The 14,930-nt window shown below is 73.6% G+C and carries 11 protein-coding genes; 9 read left to right on the top strand and 2 right to left on the bottom strand.

Going from position 1 to position 14,930, the window contains the following annotated elements; translation table 11 throughout:
- Positions 1-29: 29 nt before the first annotated feature.
- The 7 genes from ABZY33_RS20125 (at position 30) to ABZY33_RS20095 (ending at position 10,063) form a co-directional block, all read left to right on the top strand.
- Entirely contained in the window at positions 30-503 is a 474-nt protein-coding gene (locus ABZY33_RS20125) for a DUF6099 family protein (RefSeq protein ID WP_356492964.1), read from the top strand.
- A gap of 195 nt (positions 504-698) precedes the next feature.
- On the top strand, positions 699-1,619 hold the full coding sequence (locus ABZY33_RS20120; protein ID WP_356492963.1) for an LLM class F420-dependent oxidoreductase: 921 nt from the start codon (positions 699-701) through the stop codon (positions 1,617-1,619).
- Positions 1,620-1,720: 101 nt separating this feature from the next.
- Positions 1,721-3,238: a 3' terminal RNA ribose 2'-O-methyltransferase Hen1 gene (locus ABZY33_RS20115; RefSeq protein ID WP_356492962.1), complete on the top strand. Its 1,518-nt coding sequence runs from the start codon at positions 1,721-1,723 to the stop codon at positions 3,236-3,238.
- Positions 3,235-5,832, top strand: a complete 2,598-nt coding sequence (locus ABZY33_RS20110) for a polynucleotide kinase-phosphatase (RefSeq protein ID WP_356492961.1) — start codon at positions 3,235-3,237, stop codon at positions 5,830-5,832. Before ABZY33_RS20115 ends, ABZY33_RS20110 begins: the two co-directional genes overlap by 4 nt.
- A gap of 278 nt (positions 5,833-6,110) precedes the next feature.
- Positions 6,111-7,340: an arginine deiminase gene (locus ABZY33_RS20105; RefSeq protein WP_356492959.1), complete on the top strand. Its 1,230-nt coding sequence runs from the start codon at positions 6,111-6,113 to the stop codon at positions 7,338-7,340.
- Between the two features lie 105 nt (positions 7,341-7,445).
- The gene (gene argF, locus ABZY33_RS20100; RefSeq protein WP_356492958.1) at positions 7,446-8,462 is read left to right on the top strand and encodes an ornithine carbamoyltransferase; all 1,017 of its coding nucleotides are present in this window, start codon (positions 7,446-7,448) and stop codon (positions 8,460-8,462) included.
- A gap of 119 nt (positions 8,463-8,581) precedes the next feature.
- Positions 8,582-10,063, top strand: coding sequence for an amino acid permease (locus ABZY33_RS20095; protein ID WP_356492957.1), 1,482 nt, complete (start codon positions 8,582-8,584; stop codon positions 10,061-10,063).
- Here ABZY33_RS20095 and ABZY33_RS20090 read toward each other — a convergent pair.
- Positions 10,020-10,472 (bottom strand): ATP-binding protein, encoded by a 453-nt coding sequence (locus ABZY33_RS20090; protein WP_356492956.1) that lies wholly within the window; start codon positions 10,470-10,472, stop codon positions 10,020-10,022. The genes ABZY33_RS20095 and ABZY33_RS20090 overlap by 44 nt on opposite strands.
- 287 nt (positions 10,473-10,759) lie before the next feature.
- Here ABZY33_RS20090 and ABZY33_RS20085 point away from each other — a divergent pair, with 287 nt between their 5' ends.
- Positions 10,760-11,590, top strand: a complete 831-nt coding sequence (locus ABZY33_RS20085) for an enoyl-CoA hydratase family protein (RefSeq protein ID WP_356492955.1) — start codon at positions 10,760-10,762, stop codon at positions 11,588-11,590.
- 7 nt (positions 11,591-11,597) lie between these two features.
- Positions 11,598-13,886, top strand: a complete 2,289-nt coding sequence (locus tag ABZY33_RS20080; protein WP_356492954.1) for a bifunctional salicylyl-CoA 5-hydroxylase/oxidoreductase — start codon at positions 11,598-11,600, stop codon at positions 13,884-13,886.
- A 206-nt stretch (positions 13,887-14,092) separates the two neighbouring features.
- Here the strand turns inward: ABZY33_RS20080 and ABZY33_RS20075 are convergent, their stop codons facing one another.
- Positions 14,093-14,929 carry a PaaX family transcriptional regulator C-terminal domain-containing protein gene (locus ABZY33_RS20075; RefSeq protein WP_356492953.1) on the bottom strand — a complete coding sequence of 279 codons (837 nt, stop codon included), beginning with the start codon at positions 14,927-14,929 and terminating at the stop codon, positions 14,093-14,095.
- Position 14,930 lies beyond the last annotated feature (1 nt).

The raw sequence follows: 14,930 nt of genomic DNA, 5'->3' as shown, positions 1-14,930 counted from the left end.
GAGTGAGGACTGGACGGACGGGGACGCGGATGGATGCGGTGCGGCTCATCGGGGTCGGCCGACGGGCCCTGGCACAGAGCCAGGACGCGCCGGACATCATGAGGGAGGCATGGCAGGCACAGGCACTGGCCCAGGCGATCGGCAGTCGCCTCGCGCTGCAAGGGCCACTGGAGTTGCGGGGCGAGGCGCGCGCCCTCACCGAGGCGGGAGCACGCGGCAGCGGCGGCTCGGTCGTCCCGGTGGTGGGCGCGGGCGGAATACGGGCGGCGCAGCTGACCGGTGTGGGCGACGTCCCCGAGGCGTTGCGCGGACTCGGCATGCTGCTCGGCGACGTGGGGATCGCCCTCGTCGCCGTGGCGAGCGCGTCCTTCGAGGAGGGGGCCTATTGGCAGTGCATGGAAGCGATCGACGCGGCGGACGAGTCCCGGGACCACGTCCTGGAGATACTGCGGCGCCTGCCGCAGTGCGAGTTCCGCCCGCGGAGACCGGACTCGGTGGCCTGAGCGCCCCGCGCGCTCAGCGGGAGGGAGCGCGCGGGCGCCGTCGGGGCCGGGTCCGGGCGGGCCGACCCGGCCGACGAAGGCACGGCCGACGAAGGCACGCGGCGGCGGGCCGCCGGGATTTCACCCGACCGTGGGGGAGACGGACCGGCGGCACCAGAGGGGTCGGCGCACGGTCGACCGTGCAGGATGGGAGGCATGGATCTTCGAATCTTCACCGAGCCCCAGCAAGGGGCCACCTACGACACGCTCCTGACCGTGGCCAAGGCGACCGAGGAACTGGGCTTCGACGCCTTTTTCCGCTCGGACCACTTTTTGCGCATGGGGACGTCCGACGGGCTGCCCGGACCGACGGACGCCTGGATCACCCTGGCCGGACTCGCCCGGGAGACCAAGCGGATCCGGCTCGGCACGCTGATGACCGCCGGCACCTTCCGGCTGCCGGGCGTGCTCGCGATCCAGGTCGCCCAGGTCGACCAGATGTCGGGCGGCCGGGTCGAACTGGGCCTGGGCGCAGGCTGGTTCGAGGAGGAGCACAAGGCGTACGGGATCCCGTTCCCGAAGGAGAAGTTCGCCCGGCTGGAGGAGCAGCTGGCCATCGTCACCGGACTGTGGGCGACCGAGACCGGCTCCACGTTCAGCTACGACGGCACGTACTACCAGCTGACCGACTCCCCGGCGCTGCCCAAGCCGGCGCAGAACAAGGTGCCGGTGCTGATCGGCGGGCACGGCGCGACGCGCACGCCGCGGCTGGCCGCGCGGTACGCGGACGAGTTCAACATCCCGTTCGCGTCGGTCGAGGACAGCGAGCGGCAGTTCGGCCGGGTGCGGGCCGCGGCCGAAGCGGCCGGGCGCGCCGCGCACGACCTGGTGTACTCGAACGCGCTGGTGGTCTGTGTCGGCAAGGACGACCAGGAGGTCAAGCGCAGGGCGGAGAGGATCGGGCGGGACGTCGAGGACCTCAAGGCCAACGGGCTCGCGGGCTCCCCGGCCGAGGTGGTCGACAAGCTGGGCCGGTACGCGGCGATCGGCTCGGGGCGCGTCTACCTCCAGGTGCTCGACCTCGACGACCTGGACCACCTGGAGCTGATCTCCTCGCGGGTGCAGTCGCAGCTGTAGGGCGGCCACGGCGGTAGGGCGGGGTGGGGGTGGGGGGGAAGGGGGGCGGGGGCGGGGAAACTCGCTGGCCGGAGGGCGGTTCGCGCGGGAGACTCGGCCGTGTGTTCCTGACGATCAGTACCACCGGCACCCCGGAACGCCCGGCGACCGACCTCGGGTTCCTGCTGCACAAGCACCCCGAGAGCGCGCAGGCGTTCACCACCTCCTACGGCACCGCGCACGTCCTCTACCCCGAGGCGAGCGCGGAGCGCTGCACGGCCGCGCTGCTCCTGGAGGTCGACCCGGTGGCGCTGGTCCGGCGCGGCAAGGGCAAGGGCCGCGGCGGCGCCCCCGACGCGGCGCTCGCGCAGTACGTGAACGACCGGCCGTACGCCGCCTCGTCGCTGCTCGCGGTCGCCCTGCGCACCGTGTTCTCCAGCGCACTGCGCGGGGTCTGCGCGGCGCGGCCCGAGCGGGGCGGCCCCGACCTCGTACGGAAGCTGTTCGAGCCGCTGGGCTGGACGGTCGGGGCCGAGGCGGTGCCGCTGGACGAGCGGTTCCCCGAGTGGGGGGCGTCGCGGTACGTACGGCTCGTGCTGGAGGGAGAGCTGCGGCTCGCGCAGGCGCTGCGCCACCTGTACGTGCTGCTGCCGGTCCTCGACGACGCCAAGCACTACTGGGTGTCGGCCGACGAGGTCGACAAGTTGCTGCGCGCCGGAGAGGGGTGGCTCGCCGGGCACCCCGAGCAGACGCTGATCACCAGCCGGTACCTGGCGCGGCGCTGGTCGCTGACCCGGGAGGCGAACGAGCGGCTGGAGCTGGTGCGGCTCGCCGACGCCGACGACATGAAGGTCGAGGACCTCGACAATGCCGTGGCCGCGGACCTGGAGAGGGCCACGGACGGGGACGCGGGCGGCGCCGTGCGCGGCGGTGAAGGGGGCAACGCCGGCGCAGGGGTGAGCGGGGCCGAGGAGCGGCCGGTGGCGCTGGCCGTGCGGCGGCGCGAGGCGATCCTTGCCGCGCTGCACGCCTGCGGGGCGGCGCGCGTGCTCGACCTGGGCTGTGGCGAGGGCCAGTTGGTGCAGGCGCTGCTCAAGGACGTGCGGTTCAGCGAGATCGTGGGCGTGGACGTGTCCGTGCGGGCGCTCACCGTCGCCGGGCGCCGGCTCAAGCTGGACCGGCTGGGGGAGCGGCAGGCCGCGCGTGTCCAGCTGTTCCAGGGCTCGCTCGCGTACACCGACAAGCGGCTCAAGGGGTACGACGCGGCGGTGCTCAGCGAAGTCGTGGAACACCTCGACCTGCCGCGCCTGCCCGCGCTCGAACACGCGGTGTTCGGCTCCGCGCGGCCGCGCACGGTGATCGTGACGACGCCGAACGTGGAGTACAACGTGCGCTGGGAGTCGTTGGCCGCGGGGCACGTCCGGCACGGCGACCACCGGTTCGAGTGGACGCGCGCGGAGTTCCGCGCCTGGGCGGAGCGGGTCGCCGGGCGGCACGGGTACCGGGTGCGGTACGAGCCCGTCGGGCCCGACGACGCGGAAGTGGGACCGCCCACGCAGATGGCCGTCTTCACCCTGGCCGAGCAGACCCACACCGAGCCCGAGAAGAAGCCTGAGAAGAAGAAGGAGGAGGCGGCATGAGTACCACCGGCACCGTGGAGCGGGGCAGCGGGCGGACGCTGCCCGTCACCGACCTCTCGCTCGTCGTGCTGGTCGGCGCGTCCGGCTCGGGCAAGTCCACCTTCGCCCGCGCCCACTTCGCGCCCACCGAGATCATCTCCAGCGACTTCTGCCGGGGTCTGGTCGCCGACGACGAGAACGACCAGAGCGCGAGCGGCGACGCGTTCGACGTGCTGCACTACATCGCGGGCAAGCGGCTCGCCGCGGGCCGGCTGACCGTCGTCGACGCGACCAACGTCCAGCAGGACGGTCGTCGCCAGCTCATCGAGCTGGCGCGGGCGCACGACGTGCTGCCGATCGCCATCGTCCTCGACGTCCCGGAGGAGGTGTGCGCCGCGCGCAACGCGCAGCGCACCGACCGCGCCGGCATGCCGCGCCGCGTCATCACCCGGCACATCCGTGAACTGCGCCGCTCCATCAGGCACTTGGAGCGTGAGGGCTTCCGCAAGGTGCACGTGCTGCGCGGCGTCGCGGAGGTCGGGAGCGCGAGTGTCGTGCGCGAGAAGCGGTTCAACGACCTGCGGCACCGCACCGGACCGTTCGACATCGTCGGCGACGTCCACGGTTGCGCGAGTGAACTGGAGTCCCTGCTCGGCGCGTTGGGGTACGTGGACGGCGTGCACCCCGAAGGCCGTACCGCCGTGTTCGTCGGCGACCTCGTCGACCGCGGCCCCGACACCCCCGGCGTGCTGCGCCGCGTGATGGGGATGGTGCGGGCCGGCACCGGCCTGTGCGTGTCCGGCAACCACGAGAACAAGCTGGAGCGCTGGCTCAAGGGCAAGAGCGTGCGGCACACGCACGGACTCGCCGAGACCGTCGCGCAGCTGGAGGGTGAGAGCGAGGAGTTCCGCGCCGAGGTGCGGGAGTTCGTCCGCGGCCTCGTCAGCCACTACGTCCTCGACGGCGGCGGCCTCGTCGTGTGCCACGCGGGGCTCCCCGAGAAGTACCACGGGCGGACCTCGGGCCGGGTGCGCGCGCACGCGCTGTACGGGGACACGACCGGGGAGACGGACGAGTTCGGGCTGCCCGTGCGCTACCCGTGGGCCGAGGACTACCGCGGCCGGGCCGCCGTGGTCTACGGCCACACCCCGGTGCCCACGGCGACCTGGCTGAACAACACGATCTGCCTCGACACGGGCGTCGTCTTCGGCGGCAAGCTGACCGCGCTGCGCTGGCCGGAGCGCGAACTCGTCGCCGTACCGGCCGAGCGGGTCTGGTACGAGCCCGCCAGGCCGCTCGCGACCGAGGCGCCGGGCGGGCACGAGGGCCGGCCCCTCGACCTGGCCGACGTGCACGGGCGCCGGACCGTGGAGACCCGGCACATCGGCCGGGTCACGGTGCGCGAGGAGAACGCGGCGGCGGCGCTGGAGGTGATGAGCCGGTTCGCGGTCGACCCGCGCCTGGTGCCGTACCTGCCGCCGACGATGGCGCCGGCCGCGACGTCCGAGGTGCCCGGGTACCTGGAACACCCGGCCGAGGCGTTCGCCCAGTACGCCGCCGACGGGGTGGCCCGCGTCGTGTGCGAGGAGAAGCACATGGGGTCGCGGGCCGTGGCGCTGGTCTGCAAGGACGCGGAGGCCGCGCGCGAGCGGTTCGGGGTGTCCGCAGTCTCCGGGGCGTCCGAGGCGGGCGGTGCGCAGGGCGGCGTCGTCACCGGGTCGCTGTACACGCGCACCGGGCGTCCGTTCTTCGACCGGGCGGAGACGACCGAGGCCGTGCTCGGCCGGATCCGGGACGCCGTGACGGCGGCCGGGCTCTGGGCGCGGCTCGACACCGACTGGCTGCTGCTGGACGCCGAGTTGCTGCCGTGGTCGCTCAAGGCGTCCGGGTTGCTGCGCGCGCAGTACGCGGCGGTCGGCGCGGCCTCCGGGGCCGTCTTCCCCGCGGCGCTCGGCGCCCTGGAGTCGGCGGCCGCGCGCGGCATCGACGTGGGCGGGCTCCTGAAGCGGCAGCGCGGGCGGGCCGCGGACGCGGAGGCGTTCACGGCGGCGTACCGGCGGTACTGCTGGAGCACGGACGGGCTCGACGGGGTGCGGTTCGCGCCGTTCCAGATACTCGCCGCGCGGGGCCGCTCGCTCGCCGGGCTGCCGCACGACGAGCAGCTCGGGCTCATCGACCGGCTCGTCGAGCACGACGGGAGCGGGTTGCTGCGGACCACGCGGCGGCTGTACGTCGACACCGGGGACCCGGAGTCGGTGCGGGGCGGCGTGGACTGGTGGCTGGAGATGACCGGGCGCGGCGGCGAGGGCATGGTCGTCAAGCCCCTCGGGGCGCTGGTCCGGGACGCGAAGGGGCGGCTCGTGCAGCCCGGTGTGAAGGTCCGGGGGCGGGAGTACCTGCGGATCGTCTACGGGCCGGAGTACACGCGGGCGGAGAATCTGGCGTCGTTGCGGCAGCGGTTTCTCGGGCACAAGCGGAGTCTCGCCGTTCGGGAGTACGGGCTCGGGGTGGAGGCGTTGGAGCGGCTGGGGGAGGGGGAGCCGTTGTGGCGGGTGCATGAGGCGGTGTTCGCGGTGTTGGCGCTGGAGTCCGAGCCGGTTGATCCTCGGCTGTGATGCTTTGGATCGGGCCGCCTGTGGCGCGTTCGCGCCCGTGCCGGTCGGGGGGGCTTGTGCGGGTGCGGCGCCGTTGGGGTTGCTCGCGCCGTTCCCCGCGCCCCTTTCGGGGCGCCTTCGCGCCGTGGTTGGTTGCGTGGGGTGTGCGGGTGCGGCGCCGTCGTGGTTGCTCGCGCCGTTCCCCGCGCCCCTGACGGGCGCCTCGCGCCGTTCCCCGCGCCTCTTGTGGGGCGGCCTCGACCCGGTCTGTGTGGTCCCTGGCGGGGCAAGGATGTCGCATGGGATTTCACGTGGACTCCGAGGCCGGGCGGCTGCGCCGCGTCATATTGCACCGGCCCGATCTGGAGCTGAAGCGGCTCACGCCCAGCAACAAGGACCAGCTGCTCTTCGACGACGTGCTCTGGGTGCGCCGGGCCCGGCAGGAGCACGACGGGTTCGCCGACGTGCTGCGGGACCGGGGTGTCGTCGTGCACCTCTTCGGTGACCTGCTCACCGAGACGCTGGAGTCCGGCGCTGCCCGCTCGCTCGTCCTGGACCGGGTCTTCGACGAGAAGGAGTACGGGCCGCTGGCCACCGACGCGCTGCGGGCCGCCTTCGAGACGCTGCCGGCGCGGGAGCTGGCGCAGGCGCTCATCGGCGGGATGACCAAGCGGGAGTTCCTGGCGCGGCACGCCGAGCCGACGTCGGTGCGGTTCCACGTCATGGAGCCCGACGACTTCCTGCTCGGCCCGCTGCCCAACCACCTCTTCACGCGCGACACCTCGGCCTGGATCTACGACGGCGTCTCGATCAACGCCATGCGGTGGCCGGCCCGGCAGCGCGAGACCGTGCACTTCGAGGCGATCTACCGGCACCACCCCCTCTTCCGCGACGAGGACTTCCACGTGTGGTCGGAGGGGCAGGCCGACTTCCCGAGCACGATCGAGGGCGGCGACGTGCTCGTGATCGGGCAGGGCGCCGTGCTGATCGGGATGAGCGAGCGCACCACGCCGCAGGCGGTCGAGATGCTCGCGCACAAGCTCTTCGCGGCGGGCTCGGCGCGGACCATCGTCGCGCTCGACCTGCCGAAGCGGCGGGCCCTGATGCATCTGGACACCGTGATGACGATGGTCGGCGCGGCGACGTTCACGCAGTACGCGGGGCTCGGCATGCTGCGCTCGTACACGATCGAGCCGGGCGGTTCGGCCCGGGAGCTGAAGGTCACCGACCATCCGCCGGAGCACATGCACCGGGCCATCGCGGCGGCGCTCGGGCTGAGCGGCATCCGGGTGCTGAGCGCCAGCCAGGACGTGCACGCCGCCGAGCGCGAGCAGTGGGACGACGGGTGCAACGTCCTGGCGGTGGAGCCCGGTGTCGTCGTCGCCTACGAGCGGAACGCGACCACCAACACCTATCTGCGCAGGCAGGGCATCGAAGTGATCGAGATCCCCGGCAGTGAGCTGGGCCGGGGCCGGGGCGGGCCACGGTGCATGAGCTGTCCGATCGAGCGGGACCCCGTCTCGCCCTGACCTGTGCGGCGGGCGGCGGACAGGCTGTATAGAAATGTGCGGTGTCGTATAGACTTCCATTCGTACGTGTACTGCCCTGTCCCGTCGTATCCCAGGAGCGCCCCCATGGCGACTGACCAGCGTCCCGACCTCACCGGCCGCCACTTCCTCAAAGAGGTGGACTTCACCGCCGAGGAGTTCCGCGGCCTGGTCGGGCTGGCCGCGGAGCTGAAGGCCGCCAGGAAGGCGGGGGCCGAGCCGCAGTACCTGCGCGGGAAGAACATCGCGCTGATCTTCGAGAAGCCCTCGACCCGCACCCGGTGCTCGTTCGAGGTGGCCGCCGCCGACCAGGGCGCCGCCACGACCTACCTCGACCCGGCCGGCTCGCACATAGGCAAGAAGGAGTCGGCCAAGGACACCGCCCGGGTGCTCGGCCGGATGTTCGACGCCATCGAGTTCCGGGGCGACGCGCAGGAGACCGTCGAGACGCTCGCCGCGCACGCGGGCGTCCCCGTCTACAACGGCCTGACGGACGACTGGCACCCCACCCAGATGCTCGCCGACGTGCTGACGATGACCGAGCACAGCACGAAGCCGCTGACGGACATGGCCTTCGCCTACCTCGGCGACGCCCGGTTCAACATGGGCAACTCCTACCTGGTCACCGGCGCCCTGCTCGGCATGGACGTACGCATCGTCGCGCCCCGCTCGTACTGGCCCGCGGACGAGGTCGTCGCGAAGGCGCGCGAGCTGGCCGCCGGCAGCGGGGCCCGCATCACCCTCACCGAGACCGTGGACGAGGGCGTCGCGGGCGCCGACTTCGTCGTCACCGACGTCTGGGTCTCCATGGGTGAGCCGGAGGATGTCTGGGCCGAGCGCATCGCCTCGCTCGCGCCGTACGCGGTGACGATGGACGTGCTGCGCGCCACGGGCAACGCGGACGTGAAGTTCCTGCACTGCCTGCCCGCCTTCCACGACCTGGACACCGAGGTCGGCCGCGCGATCCACGCGCAGTACGGCCTGGAGTCGCTGGAGGTCACCGACGAGGTCTTCGGGTCGGCGCACTCCGTGGTCTTCGACGAGGCCGAGAACCGGATGCACACCATCAAGGCCGTCATGGTCGCCACACTCGGCCAGAAGTGATCAGCGCCCCCTCCCGCGTCTGACCGTTCAGACTGGTGGGACCGGACCACCCCCTCCGGACCCACCGGCCCGCGGCCCCACCCCGGCCGCACCGCACCACAGGAAAAGAGCACCATTCCATGTCGAGGCAGTCGAGGCAGCCGAGGCAGTCGTCGCGGCCCCCTACCGGCCTGCGCATCAAGTCCCCCGCGTCCCTCCTCGCCGAATCCGGCGCCGACCTGGAAGGGCACGGCCTCAGGCGCACCATGGGGCTCTTCCAGCTCGTCTGCTTCGGGATCGGCGCGATCGTCGGCACCGGCATCTTCGTCGGCCTCTCCGACACCGTCGCCGAGGCCGGGCCCGCCGTCATCGTCTCGTTCGTGCTCGCCGCGCTCACCTGCGTCTTCACGGCGTTCTCCTTCGCCGAGCTGGGCGGCGCGATCCCGGTCTCCGGCTCCTCGTACTCGTTCGCCTACGCGACCCTCGGCGAGCGCGCCGCGTTCCTCGTCGGCTGGTGCCTGCTCCTGGAGTACGGGGTTTCGGTCTCGGCGGTCGCCGTCGGCTGGAGCCAGTACCTGAACGAGCTGCTGCACAGCCTCGTCGGACGGCAGCTGCCCGCGGCGCTCTCCGCGGGGCCCGGCGACGGCGGCGTCGTCAACCTGCCCGCCGTCCTCGTGATCCTGATGGCCGCCGCCCTCCTGGTGCGCGGCGTGCGCGAGAGCGCGCGGGCCACCGCCGCCATGGCGATCCTCAAGCTCGGCATCCTGGCCGCGTTCTGCGCGATCGGCTTCAGCGCCTTCCGGGCGGGCCATCTGACGCCGTTCCTGCCGGCCGGGATCGGCGGCCTCACCTCGGGGGCCTCGCTCGCCTTCTTCTCGTACATCGGCTTCGACGCGATCACCACGGCCGGCGAGGAGGTCAAGGACCCGCGGCGGAACATCCCGCTCGCGATCCTGATCTGCATCGGTCTGGTGACGCTGCTGTACTGCGCCGTCGCCGTCGCGGCCATCGGCGCGCTCGGCGCGGAAGCCGTCGGCGACAAGCCCGCCGCGCTCTCGCTCGTCGTCGACCAGGTCACGGACTCCACCGTCGGCGGCGGCATCATCGCGTTCGGCGCGGTCGTCGCCATCGCCTCCGTCGTGCTGGCCGTGATGTACGGGCAGACCCGCATCCTGCTGTCGATGTCCCGCGACGGGCTGATCCCGCGGATCTTCGAGCGGGTCTCCCCGCGGACGTCGACACCGGTCGCCAACACCTGGATCGTCGCGCTGGTCTTCGCGGTCCCCGCGGCGTTCTCCTCGCTCGACGCCGTCGTCGGTCTGACCACCATCGGCACGCTCGCCGTCATGGCCGTCGTCAACGTCACCGTGATCGCCCTGCGCCGCTCCCACGCGGCCCTGCCGCGCTCGTTCCGGGTACCGCTGTACCCGCTCAGCCCGGTCCTGGGCGTGGCGATGTGCCTGTACCTGATCTGGGGGACGGGCTGGACGACCTGGGTCCAGTTCCTGGTGTTCCTCGTGGCGGGCGCGGTGGTCTACGCGTGCTACGGCCGCCGGAACTCGCGGTTCGGCCGGGCGGCTACTCCGACGGCGGGCGCTGGCGCGGCACCGCGGGAAGAGTGAACCAGACCGCCTTGCCGGACTCGGTGGGGCGGTGCCCGCACGACGCGCTGAGCGTGCGGATGAGCAGCAGGCCGCGGCCGTGCTCCTGCCACGGGTCGGGCATCCGCGGGTCGTCCGGGTTGGTGAGGTCCGCGGGCGGTGACGGGTCGGGGTCGTGCACCTCGACCTGGCAGCCGGTCTCGAGCAACTCGACCACCAGCTCGATCGGGGTCTCGCCCGTGGTGTGCTCCACCGCGTTCGCGACCAGCTCCGCCGTGAGCAGTTCGGCGGTGTCCGTGTCGGTCGCGGGCGACTCGATCTCGGCAAGGGCGGTGCGGACGAGGGCGCGCGCGACCGGTACCGCCGCAGCCGTGTGCGGCAGGGCCAGGCGCCACAGGGCGGGGGTGGGCGGGCCGGCGGAAGGAGGCAAGGCGAGTCCTGAGTGGGATGGCTCGGGGACGGGCGGCAGGACGGCCGGGGACCGCCGTCCTGCTTTCAACCTTATGAATGGTACGGCGTGTGCCGATAGAGGCTCCCGGTGGTCTTCCTCGGGACATTGGGCCCTATGGGCCGATCTGCGGCATATCGGCGTGGGCGCGGGCCCCGGACGCGGGCCGGCCCAGACGCTTATCGCGCACTACTGACGGGCGTCACGAACCGGTGATAACTTCGAGGGGCAGCGTCGCGCACGCCCGCCCCGCAGGAGGCCGCACGCGTATGAGTCCCTTCACCGGCTCCACCCCGCGCACCGAGACCTGGCGCCACCTGGGCTACGCCGTGGACGCGCGCGGCGTCGCGACCGTCACGCTGGCCCGGCCCGAGAAGCTCAACGCCCTCACGTTCGGTGCCTACGCCGACCTGCGCGACCTGCTCGCCGAGCTGAGCCGCGAGAAGACGGTCCGCGCCCTCGTCCTCACCGGGCACGGGCGCGGCTTCTGCTCGGGCGGCGACGTCGACGAGATCATCGGCGCCACCCTCGCCATGGACACCGCCCAGCTGCTCGACTTCAACCGGATGACCGGCCAGGTGGTGCGGGCCCTCAGAGAGGCGCCGTTCCCGGTGGTCGCCGCCGTGCACGGGGTCGCCGCGGGCGCGGGCGCCGTCCTTGCCCTGGCCGCGGACTTCCGCATCGCGGACCCCGGCGCCCGGTTCGCGTTCCTCTTCACCAGGGTCGGGCTCTCCGGCGGGGACATGGGCGCCGCGTATCTGCTGCCCCGCGTGGTCGGCCTCGGCCACGCCACGCGTCTGCTCATGCTCGGTGACCCCGTCCGCGCCCCGGAGGCCGAGCGCATCGGCCTGATCAGCGAGCTGGCCGGCGAGGGCCGGGCCGACGAGGCGGCGCTCGCCCTCGCCCACCGCCTGGCCGACGGGCCCGCCCTCGCCCACGCGCAGACCAAGGCCCTGCTCACCGCCGAACTGGACATGCCGCTCGCCGCCGCCGTCGAGCTGGACGCGGCCACGCAGGCGCTGCTCATGCACGGCGAGGACTACGCCGAGTTCCACGCCGCCTTCACCGGGAAGCGCCCGCCCCGGTGGCAGGGGAGGTGACCGGGGCGTGACCCCCCGTGCGCGGCGCATCGCCGTCATCGGAGGCGGCCCGGGCGGCCTGTACACCGCCATGCTCCTGAAGCGACTCGCGCCCGAGCGGGAGATCACCGTCTGGGAGCGCACCGCGCCGCACGACACGTTCGGCTTCGGCGTCGTGCTGTCCGACGAGACCCTCGGCGGCATCGAGCACGCCGACCCGGCCGTCCACGCGGCCCTGCGGAAGGAGTTCGTGCGCTGGGACGACATCGACGTGGTGCACCGCGGGACCCGCCACACCTCCGGCGGCCACGGGTTCGCCGCACTCGGCCGGCGCCGCCTCCTGGAGCTGCTCCAGAGCCGCTGCCGCCACCTCGGGGTCGACCTGCGCTGCCCCGCCCAGGCACCGCCGGTCGCCACCCTCCGCGCCGCGTACGACCTGGTCATCGCCGCCGACGGAGTGCACAGCCGGACCCGCGCCCAGTACGCCGACGCGTTCGGGCCGCGCGTTGAGGAGCACCGCAACCGGTACATCTGGCTGGCCGCCGACACCGCCTTCGCGGCGTTCCGCTTCGAGATCGCGGAGACGCGGCACGGCGTGATGCAGCTGCACGGCTACCCGTACAGCGACCACGCGTCGACCGTCATCGTCGAGATGCGCGAGGAGGTGTGGCGGGCGGCCGGTCTCGCCGCCCTGGACGTGCGCGCGTCGGTCGACCGCGTCGCCACGGTCTTCGCCGACGCCCTCGGCGGCCGCACCCCGCGGTCCAACGACTCCTCCTGGCTCACCTTCCGCACGGTCACCAACGACCGTTGGTCGCACGGCAATTGCGTCCTCCTCGGCGACGCCGCGCACACCGCCCACTTCTCCATCGGCTCCGGCACCAAGCTCGCCGTGGAGGACGCGCTGGCCCTCACCGCGTGCCTGCACGAACTCCCCACCATCGAGGAGGCGCTGGCGGCCTACGAAGCCGAACGGCGGCCCGTCGTCGCCTCCACGCAGCGCGCCGCGCGGGCAAGCCTCGAGTGGTTCGAGGAGCTGGCGCGCCATCTCGACCAGCCGCCCCGGCAGTTCGCCTTCAACCTGCTCACCCGCAGCCGCCGCGTCACCCACGGCAACCTGCGGCTGCGCGACGCCGGCTTCACGGCGGCGGTGGAGGAGGAGTTCGGCTGCCCCGCGGGGACGCCGCCGATGTTCACGCCGTTCGCCCTGCGCGGGCTGCGTCTGCGCAACCGGGTCGTCGTCTCCCCGATGGACATGTACTCCGCGGTGGACGGCGTCCCCGGCGACTTCCACCTCGTCCACCTCGGGGCGCGGGCGCTCGGCGGGGCGGGTCTGGTGATGACGGAGATGGTGTGCGTCAGCCCGGAAGGCCGCATCACCCCGGGCTGCACCGGCCTCTACACCTCCGCACAGGCCGCGGCCTGGCGCCGCATCACCGACTTCGTGCACCGGCAGGCGCCCGGCACCGCGCTCGGCCTCCAGCTCGGGCACGCCGGCCGCAAGGGCTCGACCCGGCTCATGTGGGAGGGCATCGATGAGCCGCTGCCGGTACCGGCGGAGAACTGGCCGCTCGTGGCGGCGTCCGCGCTCCCGTACCGGCCGGACAGCCAGACACCGCACGAGCTGACGCGTGCCGAACTCGGCGCCGTCCGGGCGCAGTTCACGGCGGCGGCCCGCCGCGCGGCGGAGTGCGGCTTCGACCTCCTGGAGCTGCACTGCGCGCACGGCTATCTGCTGTCCGGGTTCCTCTCGCCGCTGACGAACCGGCGCACGGACGCGTACGGCGGTTCGCTGGAGGGCCGCCTGCGGTTCCCGCTGGAGGTGTTCGACGCGGTCCGTGCCGTGTGGCCGCAGGAGCGGCCCATGACCGTGCGGATCTCCGCGACGGACTGGGCCGAGGGCGGCACGAGCCCCGAGGACGCGGTCGCGCTCGCGCGGGCCTTCGCCGCGCACGGCGCCGACGCGATCGACGTGTCCACGGGACAGGTCGTCGCCGAGGAGCGGCCCGCGTTCGGACGCTCCTATCAGGTGCCGTACGCGGACCTGATCCGCGCCGAGGCCGGGGTCCCGGTGATCTCGGTCGGCGCGATCTCCTCCTGGGACGACGTCAACTCCCTGATCCTGGCGGGCCGTACGGATCTGTGTGCCCTGGCCCGCCCGCATCTGTACGACCCGCACTGGACGCTGCACGCTGCCGCGGAGCAGGGGTACACGGGGCCGGGGGCGGTCTGGCCCCGGCCCTACGCTGCGGGGAGCCGGCGGCCGCAGACGGGGCGGCTGGACGCGCCCAGGCCGCGGCTGGCCCTGCCGGGCTGAGGCGGCAGGACGGCGGGTGCGGCACCGTCGTGGCCGGGCGCGCAGTTCCCCGCGCCCCTGGAGCATGCGGCTCCGCCCCAGCCCCCAGGGGAGAGCGCGCGCAGTGCGCCTCTCAGGGACGCGGGGAACTGCGCGCCCAGCCCCCACCGGCCGTCCGCGGACGACACACCTCACCCCCCCCGGGCCTGCCGGCGAGGCCGGACGCGTCACCCCGCCGCGACGAACCGCCCCCCAGCTTCCCGCAACCGCTCATGCAGCGCCCGGAACACCCGCGCGGCCCGCACCCCCGGCCAGTCCCGCGGCAGCAGCGACGCAGGAAGCCCCGGATCCGCGTAGGGCAGATGGCGCCACGAGTCCAGGGCCAGCAGATGGTCCCGGTAGGCCTCCCGCGGCGGGGTGTCGCCCCGCGCCTGCCAGGCCCGCAGCACCGGCTCGTGCTCGTCGAGGAACGCGTCGTGCAGCGCGGCCAGCCCCTTCAGGTCCCACCAGCGGGCCACCGCCTCGGCCGTCGCCGCGAACCCCAGGTGCTCACCGCGGAACAGGTCGACGTACCCGGCGCAGCCGGCCCGCTCCAGCGTGTGCCGCGCCTCCTCGTACAGGGCCGCCGGGGCGAGCCACACGCCGGGCGCGGCCGTGCCGAAGCCGAGGCCGGCCAGCGTGGAGCGGAGCACGTGCCGCCGGGCCCGCTCCGTCTCGGGCACGGAGAAGACCGCGAGCACCCAGCCCCCGGCGGCCGGTTCCGTCGGCACGGGCGCGTACACGCGCCGGTCACCGTCGGAGAGGAGCTGGCGCGCGTCGTCCGACAGCGCGTACCCGGCGGCGCCCGCGCCGGCGCGGGCGGGCACGAGCAGCCCGCGCCGCTTCAGCCGGGAGACCGCCGAGCGCACCGAGGGCGCGTCGACCCCGGCGGCGCCCAGCAGCCGGATCAGTTCGGCGACCGGGACGGGCCCGGGAAAGCCGCGCCCGTAGGCGCCGTAGAGGGTGACGATCAGGGAGCGGGGGGTGTGGGGCCGGCCGGGGGGCGAGGTCTGCTGCTCGGACACC

Source organism: Streptomyces sp. NPDC006552 (genome assembly GCF_040611655.1).
Taxonomy (GTDB): domain Bacteria; phylum Actinomycetota; class Actinomycetes; order Streptomycetales; family Streptomycetaceae; genus Streptomyces.
The sequence above is the reverse complement of the archived record's forward strand: the minus strand, read 5'-3'. Positions and strand labels throughout refer to the sequence as shown.

Coding starts and splice junctions, on each gene's coding strand:
- ABZY33_RS20095 (WP_356492957.1), top strand. CDS start 8,582: ATGTCGAGGCAGTCGAGGCAGCCGAGGCAGTCGTCGCGGCCCCCTACC.
- ABZY33_RS20105 (WP_356492959.1), top strand. CDS start 6,111: ATGGGATTTCACGTGGACTCCGAGGCCGGGCGGCTGCGCCGCGTCATA.
- ABZY33_RS20110 (WP_356492961.1), top strand. CDS start 3,235: ATGAGTACCACCGGCACCGTGGAGCGGGGCAGCGGGCGGACGCTGCCC.
- ABZY33_RS20125 (WP_356492964.1), top strand. CDS start 30: ATGGATGCGGTGCGGCTCATCGGGGTCGGCCGACGGGCCCTGGCACAG.
- ABZY33_RS20120 (WP_356492963.1), top strand. CDS start 699: ATGGATCTTCGAATCTTCACCGAGCCCCAGCAAGGGGCCACCTACGAC.
- argF (WP_356492958.1), top strand. CDS start 7,446: ATGGCGACTGACCAGCGTCCCGACCTCACCGGCCGCCACTTCCTCAAA.
- ABZY33_RS20085 (WP_356492955.1), top strand. CDS start 10,760: ATGAGTCCCTTCACCGGCTCCACCCCGCGCACCGAGACCTGGCGCCAC.